Origin of the sequence: Streptomyces sp. NPDC014764, assembly GCF_043082785.1 — a bacterium.
GTDB classification, from domain to species: domain Bacteria; phylum Actinomycetota; class Actinomycetes; order Streptomycetales; family Streptomycetaceae; genus Streptomyces; species Streptomyces althioticus.
This window is the reverse complement of the sequence record NZ_JBIBXY010000001.1, coordinates 453,416-468,713: the sequence shown is the minus strand read 5'-3', so window position 1 is coordinate 468,713 and position 15,298 is coordinate 453,416. Positions and strand designations below refer to the sequence as shown.

General features: G+C 70.6%; 15 protein-coding genes. 9 read left to right on the top strand and 6 right to left on the bottom strand.

Annotation, left to right across the window (positions count from 1 at the left end; translation table 11 throughout):
• Nucleotides 1-104: 104 nt before the first annotated feature.
• Nucleotides 105-926, bottom strand: coding sequence for a serine hydrolase domain-containing protein (locus tag ACF1AG_RS02170; RefSeq protein WP_359603409.1), 822 nt, complete (start codon nucleotides 924-926; stop codon nucleotides 105-107).
• An 18-nt stretch (nucleotides 927-944) separates the two neighbouring features.
• The gene (locus ACF1AG_RS02165; RefSeq protein WP_359603407.1) at nucleotides 945-1,412 is read right to left on the bottom strand and encodes a GNAT family N-acetyltransferase; all 468 of its coding nucleotides are present in this window, start codon (nucleotides 1,410-1,412) and stop codon (nucleotides 945-947) included.
• A 93-nt stretch (nucleotides 1,413-1,505) separates the two neighbouring features.
• Between ACF1AG_RS02165 and ACF1AG_RS02160 the strand changes: the two genes are divergently transcribed.
• Both ACF1AG_RS02160 and ACF1AG_RS02155 read left to right on the top strand, forming a co-directional pair.
• The gene (locus ACF1AG_RS02160; protein ID WP_359603405.1) at nucleotides 1,506-1,967 is read left to right on the top strand and encodes a MerR family transcriptional regulator; all 462 of its coding nucleotides are present in this window, start codon (nucleotides 1,506-1,508) and stop codon (nucleotides 1,965-1,967) included.
• A complete protein-coding gene (locus ACF1AG_RS02155) occupies nucleotides 1,967-2,983 on the top strand; it encodes an aldo/keto reductase (RefSeq protein ID WP_387794621.1) in 1,017 nt (338 codons plus the stop codon). Before ACF1AG_RS02160 ends, ACF1AG_RS02155 begins: the two co-directional genes overlap by 1 nt.
• 75 nt (nucleotides 2,984-3,058) lie before the next feature.
• On the opposite strand, the gene ACF1AG_RS02150 is transcribed toward ACF1AG_RS02155, so the two are convergent.
• From ACF1AG_RS02150 to ACF1AG_RS02140, 3 genes are all read right to left on the bottom strand, one after another.
• Nucleotides 3,059-3,934, bottom strand: coding sequence for a DUF4429 domain-containing protein (locus tag ACF1AG_RS02150; RefSeq protein ID WP_359603402.1), 876 nt, complete (start codon nucleotides 3,932-3,934; stop codon nucleotides 3,059-3,061).
• A 66-nt stretch (nucleotides 3,935-4,000) separates the two neighbouring features.
• Nucleotides 4,001-5,218, bottom strand: coding sequence for an alpha/beta hydrolase (locus tag ACF1AG_RS02145; protein WP_359603400.1), 1,218 nt, complete (start codon nucleotides 5,216-5,218; stop codon nucleotides 4,001-4,003).
• Nucleotides 5,219-5,272: 54 nt separating this feature from the next.
• On the bottom strand, nucleotides 5,273-5,962 hold the full coding sequence (locus ACF1AG_RS02140) for a TetR family transcriptional regulator (RefSeq protein ID WP_359603398.1): 690 nt from the start codon (nucleotides 5,960-5,962) through the stop codon (nucleotides 5,273-5,275).
• A gap of 111 nt (nucleotides 5,963-6,073) precedes the next feature.
• Here ACF1AG_RS02140 and ACF1AG_RS02135 point away from each other — a divergent pair, with 111 nt between their 5' ends.
• Both ACF1AG_RS02135 and ACF1AG_RS02130 read left to right on the top strand, forming a co-directional pair.
• Entirely contained in the window at nucleotides 6,074-7,693 is a 1,620-nt protein-coding gene (locus ACF1AG_RS02135) for an MFS transporter (protein ID WP_359603396.1), read from the top strand.
• A 152-nt stretch (nucleotides 7,694-7,845) separates the two neighbouring features.
• Nucleotides 7,846-8,190 carry a small hydrophobic protein gene (locus ACF1AG_RS02130; RefSeq protein ID WP_359603394.1) on the top strand — a complete coding sequence of 115 codons (345 nt, stop codon included), beginning with the start codon at nucleotides 7,846-7,848 and terminating at the stop codon, nucleotides 8,188-8,190.
• A 217-nt stretch (nucleotides 8,191-8,407) separates the two neighbouring features.
• Here ACF1AG_RS02130 and aceE read toward each other — a convergent pair whose 3' ends face one another.
• A complete protein-coding gene (gene aceE, locus ACF1AG_RS02125) occupies nucleotides 8,408-11,155 on the bottom strand; it encodes a pyruvate dehydrogenase (acetyl-transferring), homodimeric type (protein ID WP_359603392.1) in 2,748 nt (915 codons plus the stop codon).
• 403 nt (nucleotides 11,156-11,558) lie between these two features.
• On the opposite strand from aceE, the gene ACF1AG_RS02120 reads away from it, so the two are divergent.
• The 5 genes from ACF1AG_RS02120 to ACF1AG_RS02100 all read left to right on the top strand — a co-directional run bounded on the left by ACF1AG_RS02120 (nucleotide 11,559) and on the right by ACF1AG_RS02100 (nucleotide 15,177).
• Nucleotides 11,559-11,996 (top strand): DUF3052 domain-containing protein, encoded by a 438-nt coding sequence (locus ACF1AG_RS02120; protein ID WP_031018687.1) that lies wholly within the window; start codon nucleotides 11,559-11,561, stop codon nucleotides 11,994-11,996.
• A gap of 118 nt (nucleotides 11,997-12,114) precedes the next feature.
• Complete coding sequence (locus tag ACF1AG_RS02115) at nucleotides 12,115-12,573, top strand: peroxiredoxin (protein WP_359603390.1); 459 nt, start codon at nucleotides 12,115-12,117, stop codon at nucleotides 12,571-12,573.
• Between the two features lie 113 nt (nucleotides 12,574-12,686).
• The gene (locus tag ACF1AG_RS02110) at nucleotides 12,687-13,262 is read left to right on the top strand and encodes a calcium homeostasis/redox stress adaptation protein (protein ID WP_359603388.1); all 576 of its coding nucleotides are present in this window, start codon (nucleotides 12,687-12,689) and stop codon (nucleotides 13,260-13,262) included.
• Between the two features lie 151 nt (nucleotides 13,263-13,413).
• Complete coding sequence (locus tag ACF1AG_RS02105) at nucleotides 13,414-13,989, top strand: TerD family protein (RefSeq protein WP_359601050.1); 576 nt, start codon at nucleotides 13,414-13,416, stop codon at nucleotides 13,987-13,989.
• A 48-nt stretch (nucleotides 13,990-14,037) separates the two neighbouring features.
• Nucleotides 14,038-15,177, top strand: coding sequence for a DUF475 domain-containing protein (locus tag ACF1AG_RS02100; RefSeq protein ID WP_359601049.1), 1,140 nt, complete (start codon nucleotides 14,038-14,040; stop codon nucleotides 15,175-15,177).
• The last annotated feature ends 121 nt before the right edge of the window (nucleotides 15,178-15,298 follow it).

Sequence of the window (15,298 nt, the reverse complement as noted above, 5' to 3'; positions counted from 1 at the left end):
AGGGCGCGCCACCGACACCGCTTCCACAGGGTTTTCACACCGGCCCCACGGCAACGTCGCAGGTGAAGCCGGTGATTGCGGCAAATCCGGGCGAACGGCGGCAGTCAGCCGCGCAGTTCCGCCAGCACGCCGTCGGTGAACGGCGGCCACGCCTCCACCGCCCAGGGTCCGAACGACCGGTCGGCGAGCGCCACGCAGGCCGCGCCCGCGTCCGGGTCGATCCACAGGAACGTGCCCGACTGGCCGAAGTGCCCGAAGGTGCGCGGCGAGGACGAGGCGCCCGTCCAGTGCGGCGACTTGCCGTCCCGGATCTCGAAGCCCAGCCCCCAGTCGTTGGGGCTCTGGTGGCCGTACCCCGGCAGCACGCCCTTGGTGCCCGGGTACTGCACGGTCATCGCGGCGGCCACCGTCCGCGGGTCCAGCAGCCGCGGCGCCTGCACCTCGGCGGCGAACCGCAGCAGGTCGTCCACCGTGGACACGCCGTCCTTCGCGGGGGAGCCCTCCAGCGAGGTGGACGTCATCCCCAGCGGTTCCAGCACCGCCTGCCGCAGATACTCGGCGAACGGGATCTCCGTCGCCTTCTCCACGTGGTCGCCGAGCTGCTCGAACCCGGCGTTGGAGTACAGCCGCCGCTCGCCGGGCGCGGAGGTGACCCGGTGCTCGTCGAACGCCAGTCCCGAGGTGTGCGCGAGCAGGTGCCGCACCGTCGCGCCGTCCGGTCCGGCCGGCTCGTCCAGCTCGACCGCCCCCTCCTCGTACGCGACGAGCACCGCGTACGCGGCCAGCGGCTTGGTGACCGAGGCGAGCGGGAAGCGGTGCCCGGACGGGCCGTGCCTGCCCAGGACGGTGCCGTCGGCCCGCACCACCCCCGCCGCAGCGGTGGGAACCGGCCAGTTCTCGATCGACGCGAGGCTCTTCAGCGACATGCGGTCGAGCCTAAGCGCTCAGAGCATGAGCTCCAGCAAAGGGTCCGGTCTGGGCGCGAACCCCAGCGACCGGTACAGCGGCTCCGCGTCCGGGCTCGCGGTCAGCCGCACCCGTCCGGCGCCCTGCTCGCGGAACCACTCCAGCAGCGCGCCCACGCAGGCCCGCGCGTAACCACGGCGGCGGACGTCCGGGTCGGTGGCGACGCTGAAGACGTACCCGTCGGTGCCGCGCGGGTTCCGTGCCCCGCCGATGCGGTAGTCCAGCGTGCCGGCCACCAGCGCCCCGAGGGCGCCCGGCCGCTCCGGGTGGTCCACGACGAACACGGCGAAGGAACGGTCGTCCGCCAGCCGCTCGCGCAGCACCGGCAGGGACACCGCGTGCCACGCGGTGGACGGGTCGGAGCGGGCCATGGAATCGATCATCACCTGGCGCAGACGCAGGACTTCCTCCGCGTCCTCGGGCGCCGCCCGGCGTACGAGGGTCATGCGCGCACGGTAGCCGGAGCCTCCCGACACGTCCGCCCATTTCTCACCGGCACCGCTTGCCTGGAGCGCACTCCAAGGATCTAGCGTGGACGCATGACGGTGACGGAGACCACGGACACCAGGAGCGACACCTGCGCCATGCCCCCGCAGGGCGACCGGCGGCCGGACGGCAAGGACAAGTACACGATCAGCGAGGTGGCCGCCCTCACCGGGCTGACCGCGCACACCCTTCGCTGGTACGAACGCATCGGGCTCATGCCGCACATCGACCGCTCCCACACCGGGCAGCGGCGCTACACCAACCGCGACCTCGACTGGCTCGCCCTGGTCGGCAAGCTCCGGCTGACGGGCATGCCGGTCGCCGACATGGTGCGCTACGCCGAACTGGTCCGGGCCGGCGACCACACGTACGCCGAGCGCTTCGAGCTGCTCAGGACGACCCGCGAGGACGTGCTGGCCCGCATCGCCGAACTCCAGGGCACCCTCGCCGTCCTGGACCGCAAGATCAGCTTCTACGCGGACGCCGGGCGCGCCCTGGCTTCGGAAAGGGCATGATGAGCGAGCACACGATCCCCGTGACCACGCTGGGTGCGGACGGCCCCGAGGTGGGCGTGCAGGGCCTCGGCTGCATGGGCATGAGCTTCGCCTACGGCCCCGCCGACGCGGACGCCTCCCGGGCGGCCCTGGAACGCGCCCTGGAGCGGGGCGTCACCCTCTACGACACCGCCGACGCGTACGGCGCGGGGGACAACGAACGCTTCCTGGCCCCGTTCCTCGCGGCGCACCGTGACGAGGTGCGGATCGCCACGAAGTTCGCCCTGTCGATCCCGCCGGACGACCCGACCCGGCGCATCGTCCGCAACGACCCGCCGTACATCCGGCAGGCCGTCGAGGCGAGCCTGCGCCGCCTGGGCGTCGACGTCATCGACCTCTACTACATGCACCGTCGCGACGTGAACGTGCCCATCGAGGAGACCGCCGGAGTCATGGCCGAGCTGGTCCGCGAGGGCAAGGTGAAGCAGCTGGGCCTGAGCGAGGTGACGGCCGGCGAGCTGCGCGCCGCGCACGCCGTGCACCCGATCGCCGCCGTGCAGTCGGAGTGGTCGCTGTTCAGCAGGGACATCGAGGACGCCGTGGTGCCGGCCGCGCGCGAACTGGGCGTCACCCTCGTCCCCTACTCGCCGCTCGGCCGCGGCTTCCTCACCGGCTCCTTCACGGACGCCGCGAAGGACCTCACGCAGGACGACTTCCGCCGCACGATGCCCCGCTTCACCGGCGACAACGCGGCGGCCAACGCGGCCCTCCTGGAGCCGGTCCGCGCGGTCGCCGAGAACCACGGCGCGACCCCGGCGCAGATCGCGCTGGCCTGGGTCCACCAGCAGGCGGCGGTCCACGGTCTCCCGGTCGTCCCCATCCCCGGCACCCGCAGCCCGTCCCGCGTGGACGAGAACACGGCTGCCACGAGCATCACCCTGACGGAAGCGGACCTGAGCCTGCTCGAGCCGATCGCGGACAAGGTCGCCGGCACCCGCTACGCGGACATGTCCTTCACCTCGGCAGGCAGGGAATAGAGGGCGCCCCACCAGCGGCGCCCCGAACGGCCGCGGGGAACGGCGCGCCCAGCCCTCACGCACCCGCAGGGAACGTCACAGCTCGGCGAGCAACTCCGCCTTCTTCGAGGAGAACTCCTCGTCCGTCACCAGCCCCGCCTGATGCAACTCCCCGAGGTGCCGGATCCGCTCGGCGATGTCCGCAGGATCGCGCCGAGCGGACGGCACGCCTCCCGCGGCCGCCGCGGGCGACGATATCGCCGGCACCGCCGCACAGTCCCGCACCGCGGCCAGCACCGCCGCCGCGAACGGCAGCGACTCGTGCGCGGGCCCGTACCCGAGCCCGAACACCACCGCGGCGGGGTCCTGGTCGGCCTGCGCCGGCGCCGGCACCGTCGTGTCCCGGCGCAGCAGCCGCAGATGGCCCTCGAACACCTCGGGCGAACGCCACTCCACCCCGCTCAGCTCGGAGACGGGGAAGCGCTGGTCACCGGCCTTCCACTTCGCCGAGGACGCCCCGGTCCAGAACCAGCGGAACGCCACGGAGGTGCCGTCGAACGTCGCCTTGCCGTCGTACGCCTTGAACTGCAGCGGCGGCTCGGGCGCGGCCACCAGATGGCGTTCGGCGGGGCCCGACTCCGTGAGCTGCGCGCGCAGTTCGTCGGCGTAGTACTCGGCGAGCGTCTCCCGCTCGGCGGGCACCACCAGCCGGTAGGGGTCGCTGCTCTCCTTCAACTGTCCGGCGGCCGCCTCCATCAGCGGGTCGGCTCCCGGGCGGGGCTCCAGCCGCAGGACCACGCTCCCGCGCTTGCCGGGCGTGAGGGTCACGCCCTCGATCGCCTCCAGCGGCACGCGCCGCTCGCCGAGCGCCTGGAACAGCTTGGGTGTTCGAATCCCTCGTACGTAACGGATGAGCACGGAGTCGGACTCGAACTCCCAGGCGGCATGAAATCCGGCCAGTACATCACCCATGCGGCTCATCGTATGCGGCACGAGCTTCTCCGTCCCCTCCCCACGCATACCGCAGTATCTCCGCTTCTACGCGCGTCCGGTAGGGGTCGTACGGGACAAACCTGCCAGGCAGGTGTCGTTCCGGTGCGCACAGGACACCGCCGTGTATGCGCCAACCCCGATCCCCGCGAAGTTCCGCAGGCTGTCCGTGCCGGGCACGAAGTACCCGGCGTGCCCCTTGGCGTCACGGGCCGACAGCACGCGCGCGCCGAACCCGTCGGCCATCGGGTCGGCCCCGTGGCCCAGTCCGCCGAGCTCCAGGTGGGGCACGTCCTGGATCCAGTCGTCGGCGTCCCGCATCGCCCAGACCCGCGCGGTGGTGCGCAGTTGGGAGGCGTGCTCCACGCGCATCCCCGGGCTGCCGGCCACGGCGATGTCGGAGACCCGCTCCGGCAGGTCCCGCGCGGCCAGTCCGCAGACCACCGAGCCGTAGCTGTGGCAGAACAGCGAGACCGGGGCGAGGCCGGGCAGTCCCCGCACCATCGCCTCCAGCCGGTCCGCGCCGTCCTCCGCGCGCATCGCCGTGGCCGCGTCCATGCCGAGCCCGCTGGGCGCGGTGTAGTCGGCCCAGGCGACCACGGCCGTGCGTCTCGCCGGATCGGCCTGCCGCTGGGCCTTGTACAGCGACTTGGCCATGCCCACCGGGGCGGAGTGCCGGCGCTCGGAGCGCTGGAAGGTCAGCAGATCGGTGTCGACGCCCGGGACGACCACCGACACCCGCTCGGCGTGGCGCAGGTCACCGAAGACCTCGGCGACCCGTCCGGCGCCCGCCGGGTTGAAGGCGAGGATGTGCCTCTCAGGCTGCATGAGCGCCTCGATGCGGTCCATCCTGCGGGCGGCCTGTTCCTGGCCCGCGGGCGTGAGCCGGCTGTCGTGCACCCGTCTCAGCTCCGTCTCGCGGGCCTCGGCCAGCGCGATGCGGTTGGCGCGGTAGCGCAGTTCGACCGGCGCGCCGTTCATGTTGCCGACCGCCAGCGGATAGCGCTCGGCGAGCCGGAGCCGCTGCGCGTCGGTGAGGGAGGCGAAGAACCGGGCCAGTCGCGTCGGCTGCGACTGCGGGTCGGGCAGCCGCTTCCCGGCCACCCGGCCGTCCTCCCACGCGGCGAGCGACGCCTGCAGGGGAGCGGGGTGGCGCTGGTGACGCAGTGCCGTCCAGCCGGTGGTCGCCAGCATCACGAAGACGACGGCGAGCGCCAGGAGCGCCCGCCACATGTTCAGCTGGGGGGAGGTGTCGAAGGAAGTCACTGGGAGGACACACTAGGAGAACGAGAGTGTCTCGCGGGAATCCAGTGACCGGGATCACGTTTCGTTGTGCCGTTTCAGGGATGCGGTCGTACGCCAGTTCGTGGCGAGGGCCGGTCCGACATGGTCCAGGCACGTCCGCATCAGCTCCCGCAGAGCCTCGGTGCGCAGGTCGTCCCCGGCGGACCACCGGCGCTCAGCCACCCGGATCACCCCGCCGAACGCGGCCACCAGGATGCGCGGCCGGGGGTCGGTGTCGACGTCCAGCCTCTCGCGCTCGGCGATGATGCCCGCCAGCTCCTCCTCGAGCTCCGCCGCCCGGCGCAGATGCGCGGCGAGCAGCGCGGGGGTGGACTCGATGACCCGGTAGACGCGCATGTGCAGCTCCACGGGGACGAGCTCGCCCACGGCCGCGTTGATGGCGTCCCAGCTGTCCAGCACGGCCCGGCGCAGCGTCTCCAGCGGCGCCTCGTCGCGCGGGCGGGCCCGTACGGCCTCGGCGATGCGCTGCTCCGCCAGGCGGGGGACGAACAGCGCCACCTCCTCCTTGCTGGCGAAGTAACGGAAGAAGGTGCGCTGGGAGACGTCCACGGCCGCGGCGATGTCGTCTACCGTCGTGCCGTCGTAGCCGCGCGTGGCGATGAGCTCCAGCGCGGCCCGTACCAGGGCGTCCCGGGTGCGCTGCTTCTTGCGCTCGCGCAGCCCCGGCTGCGGTGGGGCGCCCACGGCGGTCCCGACCGTGTCCATGGCTCCTCCTTGAACCGTTCGCCCGGGCCGGGCGAGGGGCGCATGTCCTGTCAGTTACTGACTGGTGAAATGAATTGTCAAGTGTCAGCGGCTGACACTAGCCTCGAATGTATGACTAGTCAGACCACCCTCGACAAGGCGGGACAGGGGGACGGCCCTCCGGCCGGCCCGTCGGAGGCGACGCCCGGCAAGGGGCTGCGCGGGCACCCCTGGTTCACGCTGTTCACCGTCGCCGTGGGCGTCATGATGGTGGCCCTGGACGGCACCATCGTGGCCATCGCCAACCCGGCCATCGCCAGTGACCTGGGCGCCACCCTGGCCGACGTCCAGTGGATCACCAACGCGTACTTCCTCGCCCTCGCGGTGTCCCTGATCACCGCGGGCAAGCTCGGTGACCGTTTCGGGCACCGGCAGACCTTCCTCATCGGCGTGGTCGGCTTCGCCGCCGCGTCCGGCGCCATCGGCCTGTCCGACAGCATCACGCTCGTCATCGTCTTCCGCGTGCTCCAGGGCCTGTTCGGCGCGCTGCTGATGCCGGCCGCGCTCGGCCTGCTGCGGGCGACGTTCCCCGCCGAGAAGCTCAACATGGCCATCGGCATCTGGGGCATGGTCATCGGCGCCTCCACCGCCGGCGGCCCGATCCTCGGCGGCGTCCTCGTCGAGCACGTCAACTGGCAGTCGGTGTTCTTCATCAACGTGCCGGTCGGCGTCCTCGCCGTCGCGCTCGGCGCGTGGATCCTGCTCGACCACCGCGCCGAGAACGCGCCGCGCTCCTTCGACATCCCCGGCATCGCCCTGCTGTCCGGCGCGATGTTCTGCCTGGTGTGGGCGCTCATCAAGGCGCCCGAGTGGGGCTGGGGCGACGGCAGGACCTGGGGGTTCATCGCCGCCTCGGTGGCCGGCTTCGTCGCCTTCGCCTTCTGGGAGACCAGGGTGAAGGAGCCGCTGATCCCGCTGGGCCTCTTCCGCTCCGTCCCGCTGTCCGCGGGTGTCGTGCTGATGGTCCTCATGGCCATCGCCTTCATGGGCGGCCTGTTCTTCGTCACCTTCTACCTGCAGAACGTGCACGGGCTGAGCCCGGTCGACGCCGGTCTGCACCTGCTGCCGCTCACCGGCATGATGATCGTCGGCTCGCCGCTCGCGGGCGTGATGATCACCAAGGTGGGTCCGCGGATCCCGCTGGCCGGCGGCATGGCCTGCACCGCGCTCGCCATGTACGGCATCTCCACGCTGGAGAAGAGCACCGGCAGCCTCGCCATGTCCGTCTGGTTCGCCCTGCTCGGCCTCGGCCTCGCCCCCGTCATGGTCGGCGCCACCGAGGTCATCGTGGGCAACGCGCCGCTGGAGCTCTCCGGTGTCGCCGGCGGTCTGCAGCAGTCCGCCATGCAGGTCGGCGGCAGCCTCGGCACGGCCGTGCTGGGCGCCGTGATGGCCTCCAAGGTGGACGGCGACCTGCCGGGCAACTGGGCGAAGGCCGGGCTGCCGCCGCTGGACCCGGAGCAGGCCGCCGCGGCCTCCCAGGCGGTCCAGGTCGGTGTGCCGCCGGTGGCGCAGGGCACCCCCGACGCGATCGCCGCGAAGATCACCGACGTCGCCCACGACACCTTCATCTCCGGTATGAGCCTGGCGTCGCTGGTCGCCGCCGGGGTCGCCGCGGTCGCGGTCCTGGTCGCGCTGCTCACCAAGCGCGGTGAGAACGCGGAGGCGGGCGCGGGCGTCGGCCATATCTGACGCCCCGTGAGGGAACCGCCGAGGCGCGCCGCCGGAGGGGTGCGGCGCGCCTCGCCGGTCATCCGCCGTGCGCACAAGGGGAATTCAGGACGGAAGGAATCCAGGACGTAAGCGGGGGTACCCGCCATGTCAACCAACCCATCAGGGAGTTGATGATGGCGAGCTTCGGACACGGAACGCGCAGGCACCCCCGCACCAGTGGCCGGACGTGGTCACGATGGGGGTCCCCCCGACCGAGCGGGTCCGAGGTTGGGGGAGGGCCGGATCGCGCGACGCTCGGGATCATCGGAGCCATCTGCGCCGTCGCCGGTTTCTTCGTCCTGGGCATCGTTCTCGGGCCGGCGGCGATGGTGTGCGGCTGGCTGGCCATGGGCCGCAGCTGGGCGGGTTCCCGCTCGGTTCCGGCCCTGATCGCCCTGGTCCTCGGTGCCATCGACACGCTCCTGGCAGTCATCTGGCTGGCTGGGGCGGGCGCCATGGGGACCGGCATGTTCTGACCCGGTATACAGCAGCAGCGAGGGGGCCTCCGGCGAACCGGCCGGAGGCCCCCTCACTGCTGAAGCTCCGCCCCACGGGCGCGCGTTGACGTTCCCCGCGCTCACGGGCCGGCGGTGGGACGGCCCTCGGGGGCGCGGGGAACTGTGCCATCGGCCCGAGCGCACCCGCGGCCGCCCCACCGCCACGGGTGGCGTCCCCCGGCCCCCGCCGCAGGCGCTACGCGTCGCCGCCCGCCGCGCCCGGGTCCGCGGCCGCCACGTCCAGCAGCTGGTACCGGTCGAGGGCCTGCTTCAGCACCGAGCGGTCCAGGTGCCCCTCACGCGCCAGTTCCGTCAGCACCGCCAGCACGATCGACTGCGCGTCGATGTGGAAGAAGCGCCGCGCCGCCCCGCGCGTGTCCGCGAAGCCGAACCCGTCCGCGCCCAGCGACTGGTACGTCCCCGGCACCCAGCGCGCGATCTGGTCCGGCACCGACCGCATCCAGTCGGACACCGCCACCACCGGCCCCTGCGCCGACGCCAGCTTGCGCGTCACGTACGGGGTGCGCTGCTCCTCCTCCGGGTGCAGCAGGTTGTGCTCCTCGCACTCCACCGCGTCGCGCCGCAGCTCGTTCCAGGACGTCGCCGACCAGACGTCCGCCTTGACGTTCCACTCCTCGGCGAGGATCTTCTGCGCCTCGACCGCCCACGGCATCGCGACCCCCGACGCAAGGATCTGCGCCGGGAGCGAGCCCGAGGTGCCCTCGCTGAAGCGGTACAGGCCCTTCAGGATGCCCTCTACGTCCAGGTTCTCCGGCTCCGCCGGGTGCTGGATGGGCTCGTTGTAGACCGTCAGGTAGTAGAAGACGTCCTCGCCGTGCGGGTGCTCCTGCGACGAGCCGTACATCCGGCGCAGCCCGTCCTTCACGATGTGCGCGATCTCGAAGCCGAACGCCGGGTCGTACGCGACGCACGCCGGGTTGGTCGAGGCGAGCAACTGCGAGTGCCCGTCCGCGTGCTGGAGGCCCTCACCGGTCAGCGTGGTGCGGCCCGCGGTCGCGCCGAGCACGAAACCGCGCGCCAGCTGGTCGGCCATCTGCCAGAACTGGTCGCCGGTGCGCTGGAAACCGAACATCGAGTAGAACACGTACACCGGGATGAGCGGCTCGCCGTGCGTGGCGTACGCGGAGCCGGCCGCGATCAGCGAGGCCGTGCAGCCCGCCTCGGAGATGCCGTCGTGCAGCATCTGACCCTGCGGCGACTCCTTGTAGGCGAGCAGCAGTTCCCGGTCCACCGCCTCGTACTGCTGGCCGAGCGGGTTGTAGATCTTCGCGCTCGGGAAGAACGAGTCCATGCCGAACGTGCGGTACTCGTCCGGCGCGATCAGCACGAAGCGGCGGCCGATCTCCTTGTCCCGCATGAGGTCCTTGAGGAGCCGCACGAAGGCCATGGTCGTCGCGATGGACTGCTGACCCGAGCCCTTCTTCACACTCGCGTACGTCTTGTCGTCCGGGAGCGCCAGCGGTTTGCCCCGCACCACCCGGGTCGGCACGTACCCGCCGAGCGAACGGCGGCGGTCGTGCATGTACTGCAGCTCCTCCGAGTCCGGCCCCGGGTGGTAGTAGGGCGGCAGACCCGACTCCAGGTCCTTGTCCGGGATGGGCAGGTGCAGCCGGTCCCGGAAGTGCTTCAGGTCGTCGACCGTCAGCTTCTTCATCTGGTGCGTGGCGTTGCGGCCCTCGAAGTTCGGGCCCAGCGTCCAGCCCTTGATCGTCTTCGCCAGGATGACCGTCGGCTGGCCCTTGTGCTCCACCGCCGTCTTGTACGCCGCGTAGATCTTGCGGTGGTCGTGGCCGCCGCGCCCCAGGTGCAGGATCTGGTCGTCGGTCATGCCCTCGACCATCGCGCGCAGCCGGTGGTCGTCGCCGAAGAAGTGCTCACGGATGTACGCACCCGACTCGGTGGCGTACGTCTGGAACTGGCCGTCCGGTGTGGTGTTCATCCGGTTGACCAGCACACCGTCACGGTCCTGGGCCAGCAGCGGGTCCCAGGTCCGGTCCCAGATCAGCTTGATCACGTTCCAGCCGGCGCCGCGGAAGACCGACTCCAGCTCCTGGATGATCTTGCCGTTGCCCCGTACCGGGCCGTCCAGCCGCTGCAGGTTGCAGTTGACCACGAAGGTCAGGTTGTCCAGGCCCTCGCGCGCCGCGATGCTCAGCTGGCCCAGCGACTCCGGCTCGTCCATCTCGCCGTCGCCGAGGAACGCCCACACGTGCGACTTCGAGGTGTCCGCGATGCCCCGCGCGTGCATGTAGCGGTTCATCCGCGCCTGGTAGATGGCGCCGATCGGGCCGAGGCCCATCGACACCGTCGGGAACTCCCAGAAGTCCGGCATCGACCGCGGATGCGGGTACGACGACAGCGCGTACGGCGCCTTCGACTTCTCCTGGCGGAACCCGTCGAGGTGCTGCTCGCTCAGCCGGTCCAGCAGGTACGCGCGGGCGTAGATGCCCGGCGAGGCGTGCCCCTGGAAGAAGACCTGGTCGCCGCCGTCGCCCTCGTCCTTGCCGCGGAAGAAGTGGTTGAAGCCCACGTCGTACAGCGACGCGGACGACGCGAACGTCGCGATGTGGCCGCCCACCCCGATGCCCGGGCGCTGGGCGCGCGAGACCATCACGGCGGCGTTCCAGCGGGTCGCGTTGAGGATCTTGCGCTCGATCTCCTCGTTGCCCGGGAAGAACGGCTCGGCACGGGTGGGGATCGTGTTGACGTAGTCCGTGCTGCGCATCTCGGGCACGGCGACGCGTCGGGCGCGGGCACGCTCGATCAGCCGCAGCATCAGATAACGGGCCCGCTCCCGGCCGCGCTCGTCGACCGCGGCGTCGAGGGAGTCGAGCCACTCCTGGGTTTCCTCGGGGTCGAAGTCAGGAACCTGACTCGGAAGGCCGCCAATGATGATCGGGCTGCGATCGGATGCGGAAGCCACGCTGTTCCTTACCTGTCAGAGGGCCGTGAATGGGCCGCCGTCTCGCTCGCCACGGCCCGGTGTGCGCCGCTCCCATGCTCCACCTCGCGGCCGCGGACGTCATCTCTACCGAGAGGTAATCCCCCGGCGCGGCCGGTACGGTGATCCAAGGGGCGAGTACATGCGAGTCTCGTACCCACAGACGGTTCCCAAACGCCCAAACGGGGCACAAAGGTGTGGTGTCCATCACTGCTGACGGAGACGGGGTGCCTGGAGTTGCGGTGACCCGGCCAGGATCGTCACCGTTTCGGCGGTCCGTACGGCCGGGTACTTGCGCGATCCGTCCCGCCCGTGTGGACTACGGCCAATGCTTCGCGCACGCGCGTGGCTGAGATATTCCCAAGACATGATCAGGAGGCAACCCGTGAGCGCGACCGCGGACCACGCGGAGGAGCGGACGAACCCTGCCGCCAGGCTGGGGTTCCAGCCCGGGCAGGTGGTCCAGGAGATCGGCTACGACGACGACGTCGACCAGGAGCTCCGCGAGGCCATCGAGGGCGTCATCGAGAGCGACCTTGTCGACGAGGACTACGACGACGTGGCTGACGCCGTTGTGCTGTGGTTCCGCGACGACGACGGCGACCTGACGGATGCGCTGGTGGATGCCACCACGTACATCGAAGAGGGCGGCGCGATCCTGCTGCTCACGCCGAAGACCGGCCGGGACGGCTACGTCGAGCCGAGTGACATCTCGGAGGCCGCCACCACGGCCGGCCTGACGGCGTCCAAGAGCGTCAGCGTGGGCAAGGACTGGAGCGGCAGCCGGCTGGCGACCCCGAAGGCCGCCAAGTCGAAGCGGTGACACACCCCCGGACGGGCCGGCGGCGGCGTGCGCCGCACGCGTCGGCCCGTTCGCGGGGCCCTCGTCCTGCCTGCGTAGGGTGGCCGCACGGCACCACCCCGGAGGGACGAGGACGACGATGACGATCCCGGTCGGAGCGCAGGCCCCCGACTTCGAACTCAAGGACAACCACGGCGCCCCGGTGCGTCTGTCCGACTTCCGTGGGCAGAAGAACGTCGTGCTGCTCTTCTACCCGTTCGCCTTCACCGGTGTCTGCACCGGAGAGCTGAGCGAGATCCGCGACCGGCTGGAGCAGTTCGCCGAGCGCGACGCCGAGGTGCTCGCCGTCTCCAACGACTCGATCCACACCCTGCGCGTCTTCGGCGAGCAGGAGGATCTTCCCTTCCCGCTGCTCAGCGACTTCTGGCCGCACGGCAACGTCTCGCGCGCCTACGGCGTCTTCGACGAGGACAAGGGCTGCGCCGTACGGGGCACCTTCGTGATCGACCGGCAGGGCGTCGTCCGCGCGACCGTGAGCAGCGCGATGGCGGAAGCCCGTGACGCCGGCGAGTACCTCGCGGCGCTCGACACCCTGTGATCGTCCGTCCCCACGGCCTGCGGGTCCGGGGAACCCGTCACTAGGATCGACTCGTTGATCCGACATCCATGCACAACGGGGCATCCCGCCCCCGGGACACCAAGGGAGGACTCGTGGGAGTCAGCCTCAGCAAGGGCGGCAACGTATCGCTGAGCAAGGAGGCGCCGGGCCTGACCGCGGTCATCGTCGGACTGGGGTGGGACGTCCGCACCACGACCGGCACCGACTTCGACCTGGACGCCAGCGCCCTCCTGCTGAACAGCTCGGGCAAGGTCGCCAGCGACGCGAACTTCGTCTTCTTCAACAACCTCAAGAGCCCCGACGGCTCCGTCGAGCACACCGGTGACAACACCACCGGTGAGGGCGAGGGCGACGACGAGGCGATCAAGGTCAACCTGGCCGCCGTCCCGGCCGACGTGGAGAAGATCGTCTTCCCGGTCTCCATCTACGACGCCGAGAACCGCCAGCAGTCCTTCGGCCAGGTGCGCAACGCGTTCATCCGCGTCGTCAACCAGGCCGGCGGCGCCGAGATCGCCCGTTACGACCTGTCGGAGGACGCCTCGACCGAGACCGCGATGGTCTTCGGCGAGCTGTACCGCCATGGCGCGGAGTGGAAGTTCCGCGCCATCGGCCAGGGCTACGCCTCGGGCCTGCGCGGCATCGCGCAGGACTTCGGCGTGAACGTCTGAGCCGGGCACGTCCCGGGTACAGACCCGAGCGGCCGTCCCGTACGGCCGCCGCCCGGGCGCCGCGCGCACTCCACGCGCGGCGCCCGGGGACGCCCCCTCGCGGGGGAGCGCAGGACCACCTGGAAACACCACCCGGAGGGGGACCAGCATCATGGGCGTCACGCTCGCCAAAGGGGGAAATGTCTCTCTGTCCAAGGCCGCACCCAACCTCACGCAGGTGATGGTGGGGCTCGGCTGGGACGCGCGCTCCACCACGGGCGCCGACTTCGACCTCGACGCCAGTGCGCTGATGTGCAGCGGCGGCCGGGTCATGGGGGACGAGTGGTTCATCTTCTACAACCAGCTGACGAGCCCCGACGGCTCCGTGGAGCACACCGGCGACAACCTCACGGGTGAGGGCGAGGGCGACGACGAGTCCCTGCTGGTGGACCTCTCCAAGGTGCCGCAGCAGTGCGACAAGATCGTCTTCCCGGTGTCCATCCACATGGCGGACGAGCGCGGCCAGGCCTTCGGCCAGGTCAGCAACGCCTTCATCCGCGTGGTGAACCAGGCGGACGGCCAGGAGCTCGCCCGGTACGACCTCAGCGAGGACGCCTCCACGGAGACGGCGATGATCTTCGGTGAGCTCTACCGCTACCAGGGCGAGTGGAAGTTCCGTGCAGTAGGGCAGGGGTACGCGTCGGGTCTGCGGGGCATCGCTCTAGACTTCGGGGTCAACGTTTCGTAAAGCCGCCACGGCGGCGGGGGAGACCCGTACACACACATGGGGTAGCCAGTGGTTCTGAAAACCTTCGGCTGGTCGTTCGCGGTGACCGCGCTCGGCCTGGTCGCAGCATTCCTCTTCGGGGGGTGGACCGCCTTCGGAATCGTGGCGATCCTCTCGATCCTCGAGATCTCGCTGTCCTTCGACAACGCGGTGGTCAACGCCGGAATCCTGAAGAAGATGAATGCCTTCTGGCAGAAGATCTTCCTCACCATCGGCATCCTGATCGCCGTCTTCGGCATGCGGCTGGTCTTCCCCGTCGTCATCGTCGCGGTCAGTGCCCAGCTCGGTCCGATCGAGGCGGTCGACCTCGCGCTCAGCGACAAGGACCGGTACCAGGAGCTCGTCACCGACGCCCACCCGGCCATCGCGGCCTTCGGCGGCATGTTCCTGCTCATGATCTTCCTCGACTTCATCTTCGAGGACCGGGAGATCAAGTGGCTGTCCTGGCTGGAGCGGCCGCTGGCCAAGCTCGGCAAGGTCGACATGCTGTCGGTCTGCATCGCGCTGATCATCCTGCTGATCTCCGCCATGACCTTCGCCACCCACGCCCACCAGCACGGCGGCGCGCACGTGGACAAGGCGGAGACCGTGCTGCTGGCCGGTATCGCCGGTCTGATCACCTACATGATCGTGGGCGGGCTCTCCGGCTACTTCGAGGACAAGCTCGAAGAGGAGGAGGAACACGAGCACGAGGAGGAGGAGAAGGCGGCGCGTGAGGGCAAGCCCAAGTCGGCGATCGCCCTGGCCGGCAAGGCCGCGTTCTTCATGTTCCTCTACCTCGAGGTCCTGGACGCGTCCTTCTCCTTCGACGGCGTCATCGGCGCCTTCGCCATCACCAACGACATCGTCCTGATGGCGCTCGGCCTCGGCATCGGCGCCATGTACGTCCGGTCGCTCACGGTCTACCTGGTCCGCCAGGGCACCCTGGACGACTACGTGTACCTGGAGCACGGCGCGCACTACGCGATCGGCGCCCTGGCGATGATCCTGCTCGTCACCATCCAGTACGAGATCAACGAGATCGTCACCGGTCTCATCGGCGTCGTCCTGATCGGCGCCTCCTTCTGGTCCTCCGTGCGCCGCAACAAGCGCCTCGCGGAGGCCGAGGGACAGGCGGACGACAAGACAGAGGTCGTGTCCGGGGTGTGACAGCCCTCCGGGTGAGGAACGCTCTCGACGGGGCGGCCACGAGGAGCAGTCCTCGCAGGCCGCCCCGTCGGCCGTGCGGAGCACCGGCGCCCCGCGGCCACCGGCGGGGGTTCGACGAGTG